Annotated in this window: 13 protein-coding genes; 3 read left to right on the plus strand and 10 right to left on the minus strand. The window is 59.2% G+C overall.

The genetic code is table 11. The features are described from left to right. Nucleotide 1 precedes the first annotated feature (1 nt). The gene (locus ACFO6X_RS04895; RefSeq protein WP_382430640.1) at nt 2-2,257 is read right to left on the minus strand and encodes a ThiF family adenylyltransferase; all 2,256 of its coding nucleotides are present in this window, start codon (nt 2,255-2,257) and stop codon (nt 2-4) included. Further along, nucleotides 2,254-3,447 (minus strand): ComEC/Rec2 family competence protein, encoded by a 1,194-nt coding sequence (locus ACFO6X_RS04900; protein ID WP_382430642.1) that lies wholly within the window; start codon nt 3,445-3,447, stop codon nt 2,254-2,256. Before ACFO6X_RS04900 ends, ACFO6X_RS04895 begins: the two co-directional genes overlap by 4 nt. 89 nt (nt 3,448-3,536) lie before the next feature. On the opposite strand from ACFO6X_RS04900, the gene ACFO6X_RS04905 reads away from it, so the two are divergent. After that, nucleotides 3,537-4,439, plus strand: coding sequence for a WYL domain-containing protein (locus ACFO6X_RS04905; protein ID WP_382430643.1), 903 nt, complete (start codon nt 3,537-3,539; stop codon nt 4,437-4,439). Nucleotides 4,440-4,445: 6 nt separating this feature from the next. Then, nucleotides 4,446-5,234, plus strand: a complete 789-nt coding sequence (locus ACFO6X_RS04910) for a hypothetical protein (protein WP_382430645.1) — start codon at nt 4,446-4,448, stop codon at nt 5,232-5,234. Between the two features lie 83 nt (nt 5,235-5,317). Here ACFO6X_RS04910 and ACFO6X_RS04915 read toward each other — a convergent pair whose 3' ends face one another. From ACFO6X_RS04915 to ACFO6X_RS04930, 4 genes are read right to left on the minus strand one after another with little or no spacing between them, the layout of a single operon-like run. Further along, entirely contained in the window at nt 5,318-6,601 is a 1,284-nt protein-coding gene (locus ACFO6X_RS04915) for a hypothetical protein (protein WP_382430647.1), read from the minus strand. A 13-nt stretch (nt 6,602-6,614) separates the two neighbouring features. Beyond that, on the minus strand, nt 6,615-7,430 hold the full coding sequence (locus ACFO6X_RS04920; protein WP_382430649.1) for a TIGR02391 family protein: 816 nt from the start codon (nt 7,428-7,430) through the stop codon (nt 6,615-6,617). A 19-nt stretch (nt 7,431-7,449) separates the two neighbouring features. Next, entirely contained in the window at nt 7,450-7,929 is a 480-nt protein-coding gene (locus ACFO6X_RS04925) for a hypothetical protein (RefSeq protein ID WP_382430651.1), read from the minus strand. A gap of 12 nt (nt 7,930-7,941) precedes the next feature. Beyond that, entirely contained in the window at nt 7,942-8,880 is a 939-nt protein-coding gene (locus tag ACFO6X_RS04930; protein WP_382430653.1) for a hypothetical protein, read from the minus strand. Between the two features lie 184 nt (nt 8,881-9,064). Between ACFO6X_RS04930 and ACFO6X_RS04935 the strand changes: the two genes are divergently transcribed. Further along, nucleotides 9,065-9,400 (plus strand): helix-turn-helix transcriptional regulator, encoded by a 336-nt coding sequence (locus ACFO6X_RS04935; protein ID WP_382431252.1) that lies wholly within the window; start codon nt 9,065-9,067, stop codon nt 9,398-9,400. Nucleotides 9,401-9,414: 14 nt separating this feature from the next. Here the strand turns inward: ACFO6X_RS04935 and ACFO6X_RS04940 are convergent, their stop codons facing one another. The 4 genes from ACFO6X_RS04940 to ACFO6X_RS04955 form a co-directional block, all read right to left on the minus strand. Next, nucleotides 9,415-9,939: a helix-turn-helix transcriptional regulator gene (locus tag ACFO6X_RS04940; protein WP_382430655.1), complete on the minus strand. Its 525-nt coding sequence runs from the start codon at nt 9,937-9,939 to the stop codon at nt 9,415-9,417. A 4-nt stretch (nt 9,940-9,943) separates the two neighbouring features. Continuing rightward, complete coding sequence (locus ACFO6X_RS04945; protein ID WP_083881241.1) at nt 9,944-10,219, minus strand: hypothetical protein; 276 nt, start codon at nt 10,217-10,219, stop codon at nt 9,944-9,946. 60 nt (nt 10,220-10,279) lie between these two features. After that, nucleotides 10,280-11,536: a tyrosine-type recombinase/integrase gene (locus ACFO6X_RS04950; RefSeq protein WP_382430657.1), complete on the minus strand. Its 1,257-nt coding sequence runs from the start codon at nt 11,534-11,536 to the stop codon at nt 10,280-10,282. Nucleotides 11,537-11,929: 393 nt separating this feature from the next. Further along, nucleotides 11,930-15,085: a hypothetical protein gene (locus tag ACFO6X_RS04955; RefSeq protein ID WP_382430659.1), complete on the minus strand. Its 3,156-nt coding sequence runs from the start codon at nt 15,083-15,085 to the stop codon at nt 11,930-11,932. Nucleotides 15,086-15,139: the final 54 nt, after the last annotated feature.

The following is a 15,139-nucleotide window of genomic DNA, read 5'->3' on the forward strand; positions in this document are numbered from 1 at the left end:
TCTACCAGCGATCCACAGCACACGTGAGTCCTGTCGGAGTCCACACCAGCGACACGGCGGGAAGCCCGCCAGCATCCTCTGCGATGCCGCGCAATGTATTTCGATCTATGCCCGAATGTGGGCCACCTTTCGGGTGGCTGTGCCAGGTGCCGATGAAGGCGAGATACCCCAAAGAGGCAGCGTTTGCGGCGCGCAAATTTTGAACAAGCCCATTGGTTCCGAGGACGAAACGGGCGGCCTCTCGCACGCTATCAGGCGGCGCCTCAATAAGGCCCGCAATGGTAATGGTTCGATTTTCAAACGAGATGCGGCCGACCAAGGTCCCGCCTGTTTCCAGTGCTCCCCAGCGCAGCGCTTCAGCATGGATCGCTTGCGCGACCGGGTGCAGAACTCGAATGTTCCAGCCACCATCGTCGGCTACGTCGAGCACGGTGGTCGGGCCAAGGCTGGTGCGGCTCCATGCCATGCCGAGTCCTTCGGCATCCGATATCCCGGCGCAAAGCGTCGCCTCCTTCGGAAGCCCGTCAACGAGCCAGCGCTCCAATTGCAAACCGGCCAGTGACGCAGAACGCGAAACAACGGCATCAGACATTGGCATCGTCAGGGAACGGCAGTTGTCACCCACGAAAATGCGTGTCGGCTCAGAGGTGTCACCGGAGATCGAGGCACGCAGCTCCGGCACAAACCGGCAGCACTCGAACAAGAATGCCGTAAGGTCGTCAACCCGACCGGCCCGGCCAGGTCCTTCGAGCAAAACCGCGACGCAGCGCCCGTGTCCATACATCACGATCCTTGCCAGTCGCGCAGGGGATTGGTTCAGCGCCGTTGATTGTGCTTCTGCGGCCAACACCTGAAGTGAAGCCGTCGCATCCACGATGAGGGCAGCATCCTGCGGAACGGTTGCAGCAAACTGTTCAGGATCGACCAAGAGAGTCGCTGCGTCGGTGTCGAACGCTCGCGATTGAAGATGAGACAGGCTTTCAAAGGCCGTCTTCATCAACGCAGACTTCCGCGGTGGGACCAGCACCGATGCCCGCTCAATAAGTGCATGTCGCGCCGCGTTATGAGGCGACATGGATTCGTTATCGACGAAGGTCACTGAGCCGAAACCCGCTCGCCCCAGTTGCAGCGCAATTTTCGATCCCACGCTTCCGCAGCCGAGCACGACCAGCGACTGCGATGTGGCCGCTGATGGAATGCCGGACGTCCTTGCCAGCAATTCGGGAGACAACGAATGCGCGTGAAAGGCTGGGTGAACCGTGGCGTTTCGCTCCAAGAGCGATTGAGCGTTGAGTTCGTAGCGCACCACATAGGGCAATACCTCGACACTTCTCCCCGGGGAGCCCACAAGCGACGCTGGCCTTTGTACAGCCAGAATCACAATCGCGTACACGCCATGCAACCAGCCCCGCGAGTCCTGCTGCCGATCCAGGATCGAGCGCCCGTAGTAACCATCCAAGCCTTGGGCCAAAGCGCCACGATCAATGCCGAGTTCTGCTGCTCGATCAAGCAGCGTCGCAAGATCGACAACCGTCTCCGGTTGGTAGTGTCCGACCACATGCGGGTGGCCTCCGGTCATGGTAGCCCGGGCAATGAAGGCGGCGGTGTGGCCGTTTGCCCATTTGCCCAATTTGTCGTTGTGAGTCTCCTGGTAAAACACAGGATCGACTTGCGGGGTCAATTCGGCATTGATGATGGCGTATAGACCGCCATCAATCGTCACGTAGCCTGCGGGGACTACCAGAATGGTGCCGTCAGCGGGAGCTGCGGCCGCAACCTTCTCGGCACTGAATACCACGGTCGAAGGACAGCTGTCTCGTCGAGTCGGCTCCCACCCCTGTTCAAGGTCCAGCAACGTGCCCGCTGCGGCCTTGTGCAGCCAATCGATCAACTGATCGACAATGGCGTCTAGGCCAAACCGATGCAGCAGTTCGTTGAGCGCCCCCTCGAACAGGCAAGGCGAGACCAACTCGCCCTCGCGATGAGGGTTGATATGCGGCAAGTTGAGCGGGAAGTCCGCACGCAAGAATGGCTTGGGCGCGGACAGGGGCCATTCAGTGCCGAACACCAGAACGCATGTTTCGACCGAGCGTACTCCGGTCTCGGATACCCCTCTGCGCCGAGACCTGCTTGGCAATTCAACGGCAACATCGACTTCAATCTGCGTCAACGCGCCCAATGCCGTTGGCTCGCCAACGCGGACAAGGCCCCGATGCCGCTGAAGTTGATGCAGTGCGTCCGCGATGCGGTCCGTCATGATGCCCCGTGCGGCATGGGCGTGCGCGCGGAGGTGATCACGGCGGCAGCCTTCGATCCGGCTTCCTTCTTCGAAGGAGGCTGCACACCCTGAGCGGTGACGGTGAAAACGAGGGGCTCCACGGATTTTTCGCTCGGATATTCGCCCGTGCAGTAGAACTCGCCTTTTGCGTCGTTCACGATCGCCACGTACTCACGCTTCGCGCGGATGCAGGGCGGATCGCTGTCATCGTCTGCGATCGGCTTGCAGCTGGCGACGATAACGGCACCATCACGGGTCTGCGAAAGTGCCTTGCGGGCATCGGCGTCGAGTTTGGCCTTCTCGCCGAAATCGGACCAACTGTCATAGGACAGCGAATGCCAGGAGCAGTGATGCGGTGCCTGCATGATGTCGTACTCAAGCACATCGGCTTCAGTCTTGTGGCGCTGCCACTGGCGGTTCCAGATGAATACCTCGGCATCGCCACCAGTCAGGAATTTCGCGCCATCCGGCGTCTGCGCATCGGCGGCCAATGTGATGTTCAGGATCACGCTGGACTGGTTCTTGACTAGGCACTCTTCCTCTTCTTCGTCGTCCTGGGCATCCAGGGGAGCCAAAAGAAGCGCGGAGAAGAATGCCGAACTCTTGCCATTGATCGTCGAGAAGCGCGTGTCCACCTTCCGCACGATCGAGGTGAGATCGTCGGTTTTTCCGTCGATGTCCTCGCCCATGATCTGAATGCGGTCACCGTTCCCGACGGCAAAGTTCTTGTCCCGGTTCAGTTGCACGCGCCGGCGTGCCTCGGTGTTGAAGGCCTTGGCGTCGTCGCTCAAGGTATGAGTCTTGCTGGTGCGTCGAAACACGATCGGGGACGACCACATCTCGCGGATCACGATCTTCTTGTCCTTGTCGTCCTTCTTGTCATCCGGGTACTTGGCGAGCGGCCCCAGGTAGAAATGCCGCGTCAGGCCGCGGCAATGATCCTGATCCGGGTGGCTCAACAGGAAGGCATCGACATACGGCCTACCGTTCTCATCCTTCTTCAGCCGTTCGCGCAAGTCCTTGGCAACGTCGCGCACGTCCTTTCCGGGGTCGTCGGCGTCCTGTCGGATGTTGATGTCGATCAGCAGCGTCGTCGCGTCGAGGTCGCCGAACTTGATGAGCGTCATGTCCCCGTTATCAACGGGGAAAAACGTGATGGTGGTGGGCATGAGGGTCTCCGGGTAGACGACCGAAGGATGATCGCGTATAGTTAATATACGACTATTTTTTACGCCCTTCTACTTTTTAGACGCTATTGATGCAAGAGCCCCCTGTTACTGCCGCCGAGCCCGCTGAATCCAAGGGATTAAGTTGGGGGCTGGAGAGCAGACTTCAATTCATCGATTTTCGTTTGCGCTGGGAGCGGCGCATCAATCGAATGGATCTCACTGAGCACTTCGGCATCTCTGTTCCCCAGGCTTCACTGGACATTGCCAAATACACAGAGTTGGCGCCGGGCAATTTGGTCTACGACCGCAGCTCCAGGACCTACACGGCAGCGCCGGGCTTCCAGCCGCTGTATCAACGAAGCTCGGCACAGCGCTATCTGGCAGAGTTGCTTGCAACCAAGATGGGTGTTGTCGAGCCGGCTGCCAGCTTCATCGGTTCTGCGCCAGAGACGGATTGGGCACCTTCCCCTTGGCGCACGATCAATGAGCAGACTGTCGAAGCGGTGGTTCGGGCAATCCGGCAGCGGGAAGCCATTCGGGTGAGCTACCAGTCCATGACGTCCCTGGACGAATCGATTCGCTTGCTGTCACCGCACGCCCTTGGCAACGACGGTTTTCGCTGGCACGTGCGCGCGTTTTGCCACAAGCGCCAGCGCTTCAGCGATTTCGTTCTCGCCCGAATTCTGCGCATCGACGGTTTCGAGCTGAGCCAAGTTGACTTCAGCCAGGATGCGCATTGGCATACTGTGCTGATGCTGGTCCTTGCGCCGCACCCTGATTTGCCCCCGGCCAAGAAGCGAGTCTTGGAGCTGGATTACGGCATGGAATACGGACAGGTCAAACTTCCATGCCGCCAAGCGTTTCTGTACTACACGCTGAGGCGTCTGGGCCTGCATACCAAGGAAGCGCCAGACCCTCTCGCGCAGCAGATCACGCTGAAAAATCGCGATGAAATCCAACCCTATATCGATGCCTTGACGGCACAGGCCTGACTTCATATGACAACCTTTTTTGAGCTGGTCAAGGACCCCTACGAGCGCAAGGCGCGTGTGGTCCCCGGACTTCTTGTGGCCCTGCCGGTGCTGGTGCCGCTTCTGTGTGTCTACGGGCCAAAGCATCCCGTGCTTACAGGTGTGATCGGCCTGCTTGGTGGCTGCGGCGCTATCTATGCGCTGGCGAGTGTCGCCCGCGGGCGCGGGAAACAGCTTGAAGAGATGCTGGTTGCAAAGTGGGGCGGCATGCCCACAACCATCGCACTGCGTCATCGCGACAAGTTTCTCGATGGTGTCAGCAAACAGCGTTATCACACGGCGATCACGGCCAAGCTGGGTATCGACATGCCAACGGCAGAAGAAGAGTCAGCAAGCCCTGACAAGGCGGACGATATCTACGTTGGCGCCACCAAGCGGCTTCGCGAACTCACGCGCTCCAACAAGCAGCTCTTGCTGAAAGAGAACATTGCCTATGGGTTTCACCGCAATATGCTGGCGATGAAGCCGGTCGGTATCGTGTCGTGCATCCTGGGCATCATCTACGGATTGCTGATTGCGAAGGTTCTGCAGGTAGTCCCACCCCATTTTGACCCAATGCACCTTGCCGATCCGGGGCTTGCCGCAGGCCTGACGTTGCTCATTTCGTTGGCCTTGCTTGCTGCTTGGCTGCTGTACTTCGATCAGGGCGCAGTCAGGCGGATGGGGTTCGTTTATGCGGAACGCCTGTTCGAGTGCTTGCCGTCTTTGTCTTCTTCGGCCCCGAGAAAAAAGCCTGCAAAACCGACTGCGGACTAAGATTCAACGCACTCTGCGGATAGGCATAGGCGCGTAACTCCGCTGGAATGTTGGCCTATCGGCTGACTTTCGGCAGAGGATGGTCAAGTCTCGTGGCTGGCGGCCACGTGATTGCGATGCAGGTCCGAAACCACGGCGATCAGCCTGTTGATCGGTTCGGCCAGCCGCTTCGGCAATACGCGATGCTGGGTATGGGTTTTCAGATCGGCGATCCAGCGATGCGCCACCCATACGTCCTCTTCGGGGTGGTTGTTGTCCACGCCGTTGCAATACTTGTAGCCAACGAGCGCATCGGTGTGCGACAGCAGGATGCGCGCCATCGTCATGTGGAAGCGATGGGCCTGGAGGTCCGCCGGGCCTCTGGGACGCGGTAGGGTCAGCCGTAGGCATCGCTGGGCGTTGAACTCACTCCAGTCGGGGCCAACGACTTGCCCCGCGCGTTCCAGCATCTTGCAGGACTGCTCGTTCTTGCCGTTGACCAGGGCAACGGCGACCGTACCCTTCGGGTACTCCAGCTTTTCGGCGAGTAGGTTCATCCAGCGCACCAACTTGTTCAAGGTCTCATCGTCGGCAAACACAAGGAACTGATGGCGTTGCTCGTCATCCAGAAACGCCGGCAATTGCGCGTAGAGGGGGTACAGCAGGTCGTGGAGATAGATGTAGGTCTGCCGGCGTCCTTGCTCGTGGCTCCGCGTGGTTGCGGTCAGTACCCGCTGTGCCCACTCGGGCGTGAGTTCGTCCAGCGCCATCTCGGTGATGTCGATGGAGATCAGCGGGAATCCTAGCGACTTTCCGATCAGCGCCTTCCGCCCGTCAAAGGCGTGGCCGAGTTCAATTTCAACGCCGCCCAGCACCATCGGCTCGGTCTGGACCGGCGGCCCGAGCACAGCCACGTCAAGCCGGAATTTGCTGCCGAATGGTGTCTCCAGGGGATGCTCGGTTGCCACCTGGTCGGCGCCGAGCAACAAGTTGCCTTCCAGCGGATAGTCCGACGCATCCGCATCCTTGAACGCCCACGGCATCGCAAGCCCGGCATGCAGGCGTCGTGAGAGTTCAGCCGCAACAAGTTCTTTCGCCCGCCGGTGTTCAGGGCTTTCCTGCACGGCGCGCCACCGGCTGGCCTCTTCATCGTCGAAGTGCGCTTTGGGGTTGAAGGTGTGCTGGGCAGGAAGCACCCGGAAATGGGAGCGCCGACGCAACTTCCCACTCTCGAAGGAAGGGCTGACCCATGTCACCAGCTGCTGTGATGCGCCGGGAGATACCAAGGGCCACAGTTTGCGCGCATGCTCCCGGCTGCGAACGTCGCGCGCGGCGATCGTGGTCTGAAAGATCCCTTTCCGAGAGAAGACAACGATCGCCTCGTCCATTCTTGTCTTTCCCTTATGGCGATACGGCCGCTAATTTCGTGGTGCTATCCAGCTTGCGGTGAATCAGCGATACCAGCGTCAGGATGTCCAGTGCGTCCTGTTCGGACATCGGCCAGTTCGTCTTGGGTGCATGGGCCAGCGGATTGCGCACGGCGCCAAACAGGCCGATCAACAGATTGGCAAAGCCTTTCTGCTCGCTCTTCTCGGACTCTGTGGTGAGCGGCCCCAAGGCCAGAACGGGCTGCTGGCCTGCGAATGCCTTGTTCACCAGCTCAGCGCCATCGCCATTCAGGCCCGACAGCAGGCGAATCCGCTCCGCAACGCCTTTCGTTGCCTCGAAGACCGCATGGAAATAATTTTCGTCCAGTAACTCGGCGCGGCAGTAGTTCAGCACTTCCGTATGCACGATGCGACTTTCCAATGCAGCCTTGAGCCGTCCCGCGCGGGCTCGCGCGGCATCGAGCGTCGTGGCCTTGTCGGCGTACCCGACCTTGCCGTCGTCACGCACGTAGAAACCGGAGAAGGCAAGGACGACATTGAGTTCGTCGCACCGCCAGGCGAACGTCGCAGGGTCGCGGGCGTAGTTCACCGGGTTCATCGCGCGATTGATGAACATGATGAGATGGTTGCCGATTTGGTGGTGGTTCTGTGCGCCGGCCAGCGCATTGAACAACCGCTTCCACTTGGTCATGCCGGGCGACGTGTCGGCAATCTCGATTTCTTGCCGCAGGCGTTCGATCTGCGTGCCGCTCAGGCCACGCTCGGTATCGGCGAGCACGCGGCACGCAGCTTCAAGGTGCTGTGAGCTGAACGGTGGAATGCGTGTCATGAGTCTTCCCTGTTGCCTCTCAAGCCCATTCAAGCATGGTGATGACCACCCGCCCCTCGGTTCCAACCTCCACAAACAGGGCATGCTCGTAGCCAAGCTGCTGCTTGTAGCCCCGAAGTTTCCGTAGGTCGATCTGTCGGTCAACGCGGCTCGTTGACTTCTTGAACTCCAAGACCAGATAGTTATTTCTCGTGCCTCGTCGATGAACGATCACATCTGGAAATACTGTCTTCGCCTCATCATCCTCGCTGTCCGGATACAGCTCCAGATGCCCGAGCCTCTTCGGCTCAGCGCCATCGCGGTTGTATTCGCAATCCACGGTCCAATCAGGAAAATGCCGTTGGAGATACATCGCGAAGCGAAAGGTGATGGATCGTTCGTTGGCGTCGATACCGAGCAAGTCATGGTCGTTTTCCAGCAGTTCGGACAACGCGCGGGCCACGGCCTCGCCTGGCGGATGGTGATTGAGGTACCGAATTTGTTCTTCGGACAATGCCATATCCATGCTCGCCTACTGAAGACTCACGTCAAAGGGCGCATACACCGATCGAAACATCGTCAGAATTTTCCGTCTGGCTTCGTCCAGTTCGTCGGCAACGCGATGCGTGAGCATGTACGTGGGGCAATTCGGCTGACCGCACCCACAGTGTCTGATCTCCCCTTCATTGAGACGGGTCACAAAGATGCGGCGAAGCCCATCGACCTGGCGAACCACCTTTGCAAGCACTGCGCGGATGCGTTGATCTCGAAGATGATGGATCGAGGGGATACGCCTGATCTCGTCTCCTTCGCGCGTCCGCCAAACGCCTGTGTTGAGTGCGCCAATGGTGTCTTCGATCGCCTGCTGAAAAGCAGGCAGAGAGCTTTCCTGCTGAAACGGTGTCCGAAAGGCCGGGCGATCGAACACGGCCGCCATCAATTGCAGTGCATCGGCGTCCGAGAGATCGGGGAAATCGTCCACGAACTTTCGGATCTCCATCTCAGCGTCGGGAAACTCGATGCCATGGACGAAACGGTGCAGCAGGTACTCGGCGCGAAGCCGCAGGTTCTCCTCGAATTCCACGCCCGACCATATCGTCACATGCGCAACCCCGAGGGATGCCGCGGCTTGCTCGATTCGAGTTCGGCTGGCGTCCGAAACAGGGCCACGAGAGACGAACTTGAAAGCATTCGGCGTCCCGCCAGCGGCTTTGACCGCCTTGGACATGTCGCCCTTGGCCTTCGCTAGGGTCAGCGTGTCCCGGTTCGCGCATTGGATGATGGTCTTGCGTGCCGGCTGGTCGTCGAATGGCTCGATACCCGCGATGTCCCGCCCTTTGTCGCCTCCCGATTGGCCATGCCAGATCAGGTCACGCCAGCCAGCGCGCACGTGGTATGCAAAGACAAGGCGCTCAAACTGGATGCCGCTGTAGTCCTCGAAATGAATCGGAGAAACCGTTATCGTCGCCATACTCTCCCCCTTTTCCTTGGCTATTTGTCTTCAGTACGCCTCTCTACGCTCCAGTGAGTTCCCGCGATAGCAATTGAAAGCCACCATGTCGTCATGCGGTGGCAACTCATATCGCCGGACAACCACGGAGTTCGACATGGAGAATAACCCGACAGGAAACATAGGCCGAGTCAACGGTACCGAGATGCGCTCGCCGTCCGCCCTCCCCCTGCCCGGCTCGATCGCCTACGGCGATCTCCCCCAGTTCCCGAAGTACGGCCTGCTGCCATTTCGGCGCACCATCCGCCGTCATGAGTTGCGTCAGATCGTCCCCTTGGCCGAAACGACGATCTACGAAATGGAGCGTCGCGGCGAGTTCCCACGGCGTTTCAATCTGACGCCGCGCTGCGTGGTGTGGGACCTGGCCGAGGTCGAGGCCTGGATCGAGGAGCGCAAGCAAGCCCCTCCCATCAGCGCCGCCAAGCCGGATGTACACCTGCGAAAAACCCGCCCTGTTCGGGCGGGTTCCGGTCAGGAATGAGGCTGGCGACGGCCTCATCCAACGAGAGATTCCAGCTCCTTGGAAGCTGAGCGCGATAACCGCCGCCCCTCCTTGGCCACGTTGACCTGCAAGGCAACGCACGCCACCTCCAGAACGTCCATGGCCAGCGAGTAGCTACCCTTTGCCTGCAGCCAGGTCAGCACATCCGCCAAGTGCCAGATCGATGCGCTGCCTTCATGCACCGGCGCTGGGAAGGTGCCCGGATGGGCCAGCATCAGCTTGCGCATGTTCTGCCGCGACACGCCCACGATGTCGGCCACGTCGGTCAGCCCAACTAGATCAGGCGCGACCTCGATCAGCCTGGCCGATGGCACGACGCTCCGCACGTCGGCCAACGCGCTGCGTACAGCCGCGTCCGCACTGTCCGCCTCTCGGGTGAACTCCAGCGCGAGCCGCCCCGGCTGCCCGATGCCGACCAGGGCATCGTCGCACCCGGCCTCGCCCAGACGCTCGACCAGTGCATCCGGGTCACGGTCATCGTCGGCGAGTTGGTATTTCAGGGTGAAGGTGTATTCCATCGTGCTACTCCTCGGCATCGTCGGCTGCCTCCTGCTGCTTGCGGTGCGTCGTGCAGTTATCCACGACTCGCCGCAAGGCACGCGCATGGTTGCCAGGGTTCTTCGGCGTACTCCACACGCTGGTGATACAGAACTCGCCGCAGCGACACTCCGCATCGTTGTACGGACAATAAATCCGCCCCCAGGCGTGGCTGCCACCGACTTCCACACGCCAGCCCTGCCCTTCGGCGTGCCTGAGTGCTTCCTCGACTTCTTTCTTCGGATGAGAGGACCGGGCCATCAACAGTCTCCAGTATGGGAATGATTGCCAAGGTTGTCAAGTGACAACCTTGGCCCTGCTTCAGGCCATCGCACTCAACACCGGCACGACCACGTTCTCCGGCATCAGCTTCGGCACGTAGGTCTGCCCGTCGATCCAGGCATCGACCATGTTGGCCCACTCCTGAAGCATGTGGCGCCGCTGCTCGGCGTACTCGGCCTTGTTGTAGATCGAGCGCGAGGAACGCCCTTCTTCGTGCGCAAGGCACTTCTCGATCCAGTCGCGGTTGAACCCGATCTCGTTGAGCAGCGTCGAACCCGTGCGGCGCAGATCGTGGACGGTGAACGGTTCCAGGGGCAGGCCTGCGGCCTTGGCCCGCTGCGCCACGATCTGTGTGACCCGGTTTAGGGTCGCGTGCGACATACAACGGTCAGAGTCGTAGCGCGACGGCAGCACGAACTTCGAGCCGGCCGCGCAGGTGTGCAGCGCCACCAGGATGTCAAGCGCCTGGCGCGACAGGTAGACCACATGCGGGTTGCGCCCCTTCATCCGCTGCTTCGGAATGGTCCAGGTCGCGCTCTCGAAATCAACCTCGTCCCAGATAGCCTCGATCAGTTCGCTCTTGCGCACCAGCGTCAGCAGGACCATGCGCAACGCCAGCCGAATGGTCGGATAGGTGGCCACCGACTCCATCTGCCGCGACATCAGGCGGATCTCCAGCGGCGACAAGGCGCGGTCCTTGGGCACGAAGGTCGCAATCGAGGCTGCGCCCACGTCGGCCGCCGGGTTGTCCACCTTCTCCCCATGCAGGATGGCGAAGGCATAGACCTGCTTCACGATGTCGCGAATGTGCACCGCGGTGGCCGGGGCGCCCCGCCCTTTCACCTTGCCGCACAAGGCACGCAAGTCGTCGGCGGTGATTTCGTTGAGCAGGCGGTTCTGGAAGGCCGGCAGGATGTCCCGATCGACGATGCTCTTGCGCATCGCTCGCGTGCTGTCGGCCATCCGGGCACCGGCCATCCACTGGGCGGTCATGTCGCCGAAGTTCTTGGCGGCGGTCAGGCGGCGCTTCTCGCGCTGCTTCTCATGCGCCGGGGACTTGCCCTGAGCGACGGCCTTCTTGGCGTCCAGCAGCTTTTCGCGGGCCATCGCGAGCGAAATGCCGGACGGCCCATACCTTCCAATGGTCAGCGTCTCGCGCCGGCCGTTGAGACGGTAATCGTAGCGGAAGGTGACGGTACCGGTGGTTGATACCGTTACGTACATGCCGTCGCGGTCGGAAGCCTTGTAAATCTTGGACTTAGGCTTGAGATTGCGTAGTGCGGTGTCGGTAAGCATCGAGGTTTTTCCTCCTGTTCATGACGGCTTTTACCGTCAGGGGTCAGGAGACCTGCTGATGCTCGGAAAGCCGCATGAAACAAGCTTTCCTGAGGAGTGATTTACCGTCAAAGACCGGTTTGGTCTGGATAGTAAACGGGAGGGTCTTAATCCGGCCTCCGGTTTCTACCGTCGCCTCTACCGCCAATCCGTTTTGCTGATCGGCGATAGCCACCGATAGCTGCCGTGACGCATTTCTTTATAAATCAACACGTTAGGACAGTTTTTCGATAGGTCACGATAGTCCCCGAAGGACCTGATTTCACTCCCACTCAATAGTTGTTTGCGACCACAAACCTAGAATTTATGCGGGTTTGGAGACATACTGATCCAACAGTACCATCATCAATACCATCACTGCAATCGTTCACTCAGATTTTGCATAACGCCTCGTTTTTTCTCCATCTCCCGCTGCACCTGTGTCTTGAATTCGTCTCGACCCAATCGATGGGTCTGGTACTGACGCCGCAGCTGGGAGATATTCAGGTCAATCTCGCGCGCCTTGGCATTGGCCTGTGCAACAAGGTTGCGTCGCATCACATCAGCCGGATAGCTACCCAATTTCACCCCAACCGATGATGCGATGGCCTGCGCTACCGACATTTCACGACCGAAGGCATCAGTGCGGCCATGTGCAGCATCGCTGACCGAAGACCATGCGTATGTCTGTCCGGCATTCTTAACCCCCGACGCCTCCTCTAGTGCCCAGCCAACTGGATTGGGTAAGAGCAAATTGGGTGCAAACGCCTTATAAAAGTAGTCTGCCAGCTTGGCTGTCTTCTGGGCAACGGTATCGGTCTCTTGTGTGATTGGCTTACCGGTGAAGCTCGTCTTGTTCAGTACCACTTCAAACAACATGGCCAATGGCCCCGTAGGCATCAACCCCGGCAACATAGGGATGGCAGCATGCCCTTGGCCCACATCAAACACATCGCCCACCGGTATCCAGCGCCGAATGTCTAAATAAACGGGCGAGTCATGGGCATCATTCCACGGCATACGAATCAGCTTGGGCACCATGCCCCAAATAGCACCGGCCTTCTCTTCTGGTAGCAGCTTGCGCTCCTTGTCATCATCGCCACCAGCCAGCATGCTCCCTAACGCGTTAAGCCCACCGGCCAGCGCCATGAGCTTGAGCAGCTTGTGCGGCTTTTTGGCGGCAATCTCTGCCAGCATCGGCACTGCCCGATAAGTGAACGCCAAAAATGGCCACCCAGACTTGCGCATGGCGTTGATCCAGGGAGCATTGATGCTGTAATCCAAAAATGACTTGCGCGCCACCTTGCCAGCGGCCATGTCATCCAAGCCATCCTCCTTAGCCTTGAGCCATGCTGCCAGCCGAAACACATCATCCTCAGCTTGGTAGATGTCGATCATCGCCTTAGCCGCTTTACCCATCCCCTTGCCCGGTTTGCTGGCGACAGCAGCTGCCCAGCTATCGGAAAATCTGCCGTGGCTGGCGTGTTGTAGGGCCGCCATTACGCCTATTTGCGCCTGCATACTGCCGCCATCGTCTTGCCCAAGCTCTTCCTCCAGCGCCGCCAGCAGCGGCTCCAACTGCTCGTTGGCAATCTCTTGGGTGGCCCACGATCCGGTATCGCCACCACTGTCCTGATACCTATTTAGCACCTCCTGTGCCGCCTCGCGGTCAGTAATGCCGCCCAGTTTTTGGCTAGCAGAAAGCAAAATGCGCAAGGCTTTGGTCACATGGCCGGCCCCCACATCATGCCAATCAGCCATCACAAAGTTGGACATGACATTGTTCATGTGCACGCTGGGCGACAGTGCCGTCTTGCTGGTTTTCCACAGCGATAACAACTTGTCATATTTCTCACCAAACGGCTTGAAGTGCCCACCAGCAACCACTTGACGCACATCATTCCAAATCGGGCCAGGAAGATAATGATTGGCCAACTTCCCATACTTGAGCACCTCTGTGCCGGGTATCTTCACATCCGGAACCCTCACCCATTCATTGGTGGCAAAAGTGTCACGCATCCGCTCAGAGGCATCCACTACAGTGCCATCTACCTGATCAGCGTCTTTCTTGCCATAGTTTTGGGCCATCCACTCCAAATAACGTCCCACCTCCACATCGTGGATCATCATCTGGAGCGTCTTGGCAATGGCAAACCGGGCCTCGTCAATTTCACCCATCTGGGTGCGCTCATTCTTGGTAAAGTCGCGCCACAGCACCACCTTCCCTGCTTGGGTGTCGCGCACTTCCCATGTTCCTGCCGGCGACCAGTCACTGAGCTTGTCGCTGTACTTGCTGGGGATGGGTTCGCCAACAGGCCAGTACGCCACCTCCTGCAACTTGCCCGGTTGCTTACCCTCCATGCCTGGCAAAGGCTCTACCCCTTCACCAGACGGCGCGCGCCGCTCTAGGCGGATGAACTTCTGCCCCTTCAGAGATGTATCGACCTTGTAGGGCACCACCTTGCGCCCCCACCATTCAGGAGCGGCATTGCGCATCTCAGCCATAGAGGCAAATTCGCTCAGGCCACGGCCTTGGTATTGCTCCCCTAAAACGGCAATAGCCCGTGAGCGCACGGCTTTCTCTTCGGCGCTCAGGCCCAAGGTGTACTTCTCATAGGATCGATGCAGGTAGGCGAACTTATGCCGCTCGTACGCATCTGGGGACAACTGCCCAAGGCGCACCGCCTCACGGCTCAGCTTGTCGATCATTTGCTGCACTTCTTTGAGCACCTTGACCGACTCTTGGGGTAGCCCCTGCATCACGGAATCATAAGCAGCCGCGTCAGCCCCCTCCTTCATATTCATCCACTCATAGGCCACCCGGCTCTCAGCCCGCGTCAGGGTGGCCAGTTTCTCCACGAGGGCGCCCGTCTTGCGCAGCTGTACCCGCTGGCGGCCTTGGAGTAAAGAGCGTTGGTCAATCACCGCTTCAGGTACCCCGTAATCTGAAACGACACCCGCCTTAACCCGTTCAGGAATCAGGCGCTCCAACAGAACAGCCGCCTTGTCGTAAACATTGCGAGTCACCCACTCAACACCGGTGACGCGGGTAATGGCATGGGCTACAGCATCCAACGGTGCTGTACGCCCTACAGACTTAGAAATCAGCTGGTTGGCCCGTTCGGCAGCCGAAGGATTCGGGGCTTGACTGAATGCGTCATCTGCGGTGAATGCCCAATCGCTCTGGGTAGCGGGGGCATCGTCTTGAAGACGGGTGAACACGCTGCGCACGTAGGCTTTCGCTTCTATGTTGGTCATGCCACGCAAAAAGGCAGCAACTTGCCCAGCATTGAATTTATCCGCCATCTTTGCCAGCCATTGCACAACCCGACGGTAGGTATTTGCCTTCACATTGTTGGATTCTTTGCCTCCCTCAGTGTCTTCAGCCAGCCGTGCCAAGGCTTCGTCCACCCCGCGTGCCCGGGCGTACTCAACCCCACCAAATCGAATAGCTGCAGCCCCTTCGCTCGTCCGAACCCACTGATTGGCGAATCCCCGTACCCACATGTCACCGGTATACAACGCTGTCATCTCAGCGATAAACTGGTCTTTTGTCAAAAACCGGCGCAATCCGTAATGGAGCAA

The sequence above is a fragment of the Giesbergeria sinuosa genome (assembly GCF_042652905.1).
In the GTDB taxonomy this organism is placed as follows: domain Bacteria; phylum Pseudomonadota; class Gammaproteobacteria; order Burkholderiales; family Burkholderiaceae_C; genus Simplicispira; species Simplicispira sinuosa.

What these genes read in the sequence shown, in the direction of transcription:
- ACFO6X_RS04940 (WP_382430655.1), bottom strand. Translation starts at nt 9,939, where the DNA reads ATGGAATACACCTTCACCCTGAAATACCAACTCGCCGACGATGACCGT.
- ACFO6X_RS04925 (WP_382430651.1), bottom strand. Translation starts at nt 7,929, where the DNA reads ATGGCATTGTCCGAAGAACAAATTCGGTACCTCAATCACCATCCGCCA.
- ACFO6X_RS04930 (WP_382430653.1), bottom strand. Translation starts at nt 8,880, where the DNA reads ATGGCGACGATAACGGTTTCTCCGATTCATTTCGAGGACTACAGCGGC.
- ACFO6X_RS04935 (WP_382431252.1), top strand. Translation starts at nt 9,065, where the DNA reads ATGCGCTCGCCGTCCGCCCTCCCCCTGCCCGGCTCGATCGCCTACGGC.
- ACFO6X_RS04950 (WP_382430657.1), bottom strand. Translation starts at nt 11,536, where the DNA reads ATGCTTACCGACACCGCACTACGCAATCTCAAGCCTAAGTCCAAGATT.
- ACFO6X_RS04955 (WP_382430659.1), bottom strand. Translation starts at nt 15,085, where the DNA reads ATGACAGCGTTGTATACCGGTGACATGTGGGTACGGGGATTCGCCAAT.
- ACFO6X_RS04900 (WP_382430642.1), bottom strand. Translation starts at nt 3,447, where the DNA reads ATGCCCACCACCATCACGTTTTTCCCCGTTGATAACGGGGACATGACG.
- ACFO6X_RS04905 (WP_382430643.1), top strand. Translation starts at nt 3,537, where the DNA reads ATGCAAGAGCCCCCTGTTACTGCCGCCGAGCCCGCTGAATCCAAGGGA.
- ACFO6X_RS04910 (WP_382430645.1), top strand. Translation starts at nt 4,446, where the DNA reads ATGACAACCTTTTTTGAGCTGGTCAAGGACCCCTACGAGCGCAAGGCG.
- ACFO6X_RS04945 (WP_083881241.1), bottom strand. Translation starts at nt 10,219, where the DNA reads ATGGCCCGGTCCTCTCATCCGAAGAAAGAAGTCGAGGAAGCACTCAGG.
- ACFO6X_RS04920 (WP_382430649.1), bottom strand. Translation starts at nt 7,430, where the DNA reads ATGACACGCATTCCACCGTTCAGCTCACAGCACCTTGAAGCTGCGTGC.
- ACFO6X_RS04915 (WP_382430647.1), bottom strand. Translation starts at nt 6,601, where the DNA reads ATGGACGAGGCGATCGTTGTCTTCTCTCGGAAAGGGATCTTTCAGACC.
- ACFO6X_RS04895 (WP_382430640.1), bottom strand. Translation starts at nt 2,257, where the DNA reads ATGACGGACCGCATCGCGGACGCACTGCATCAACTTCAGCGGCATCGG.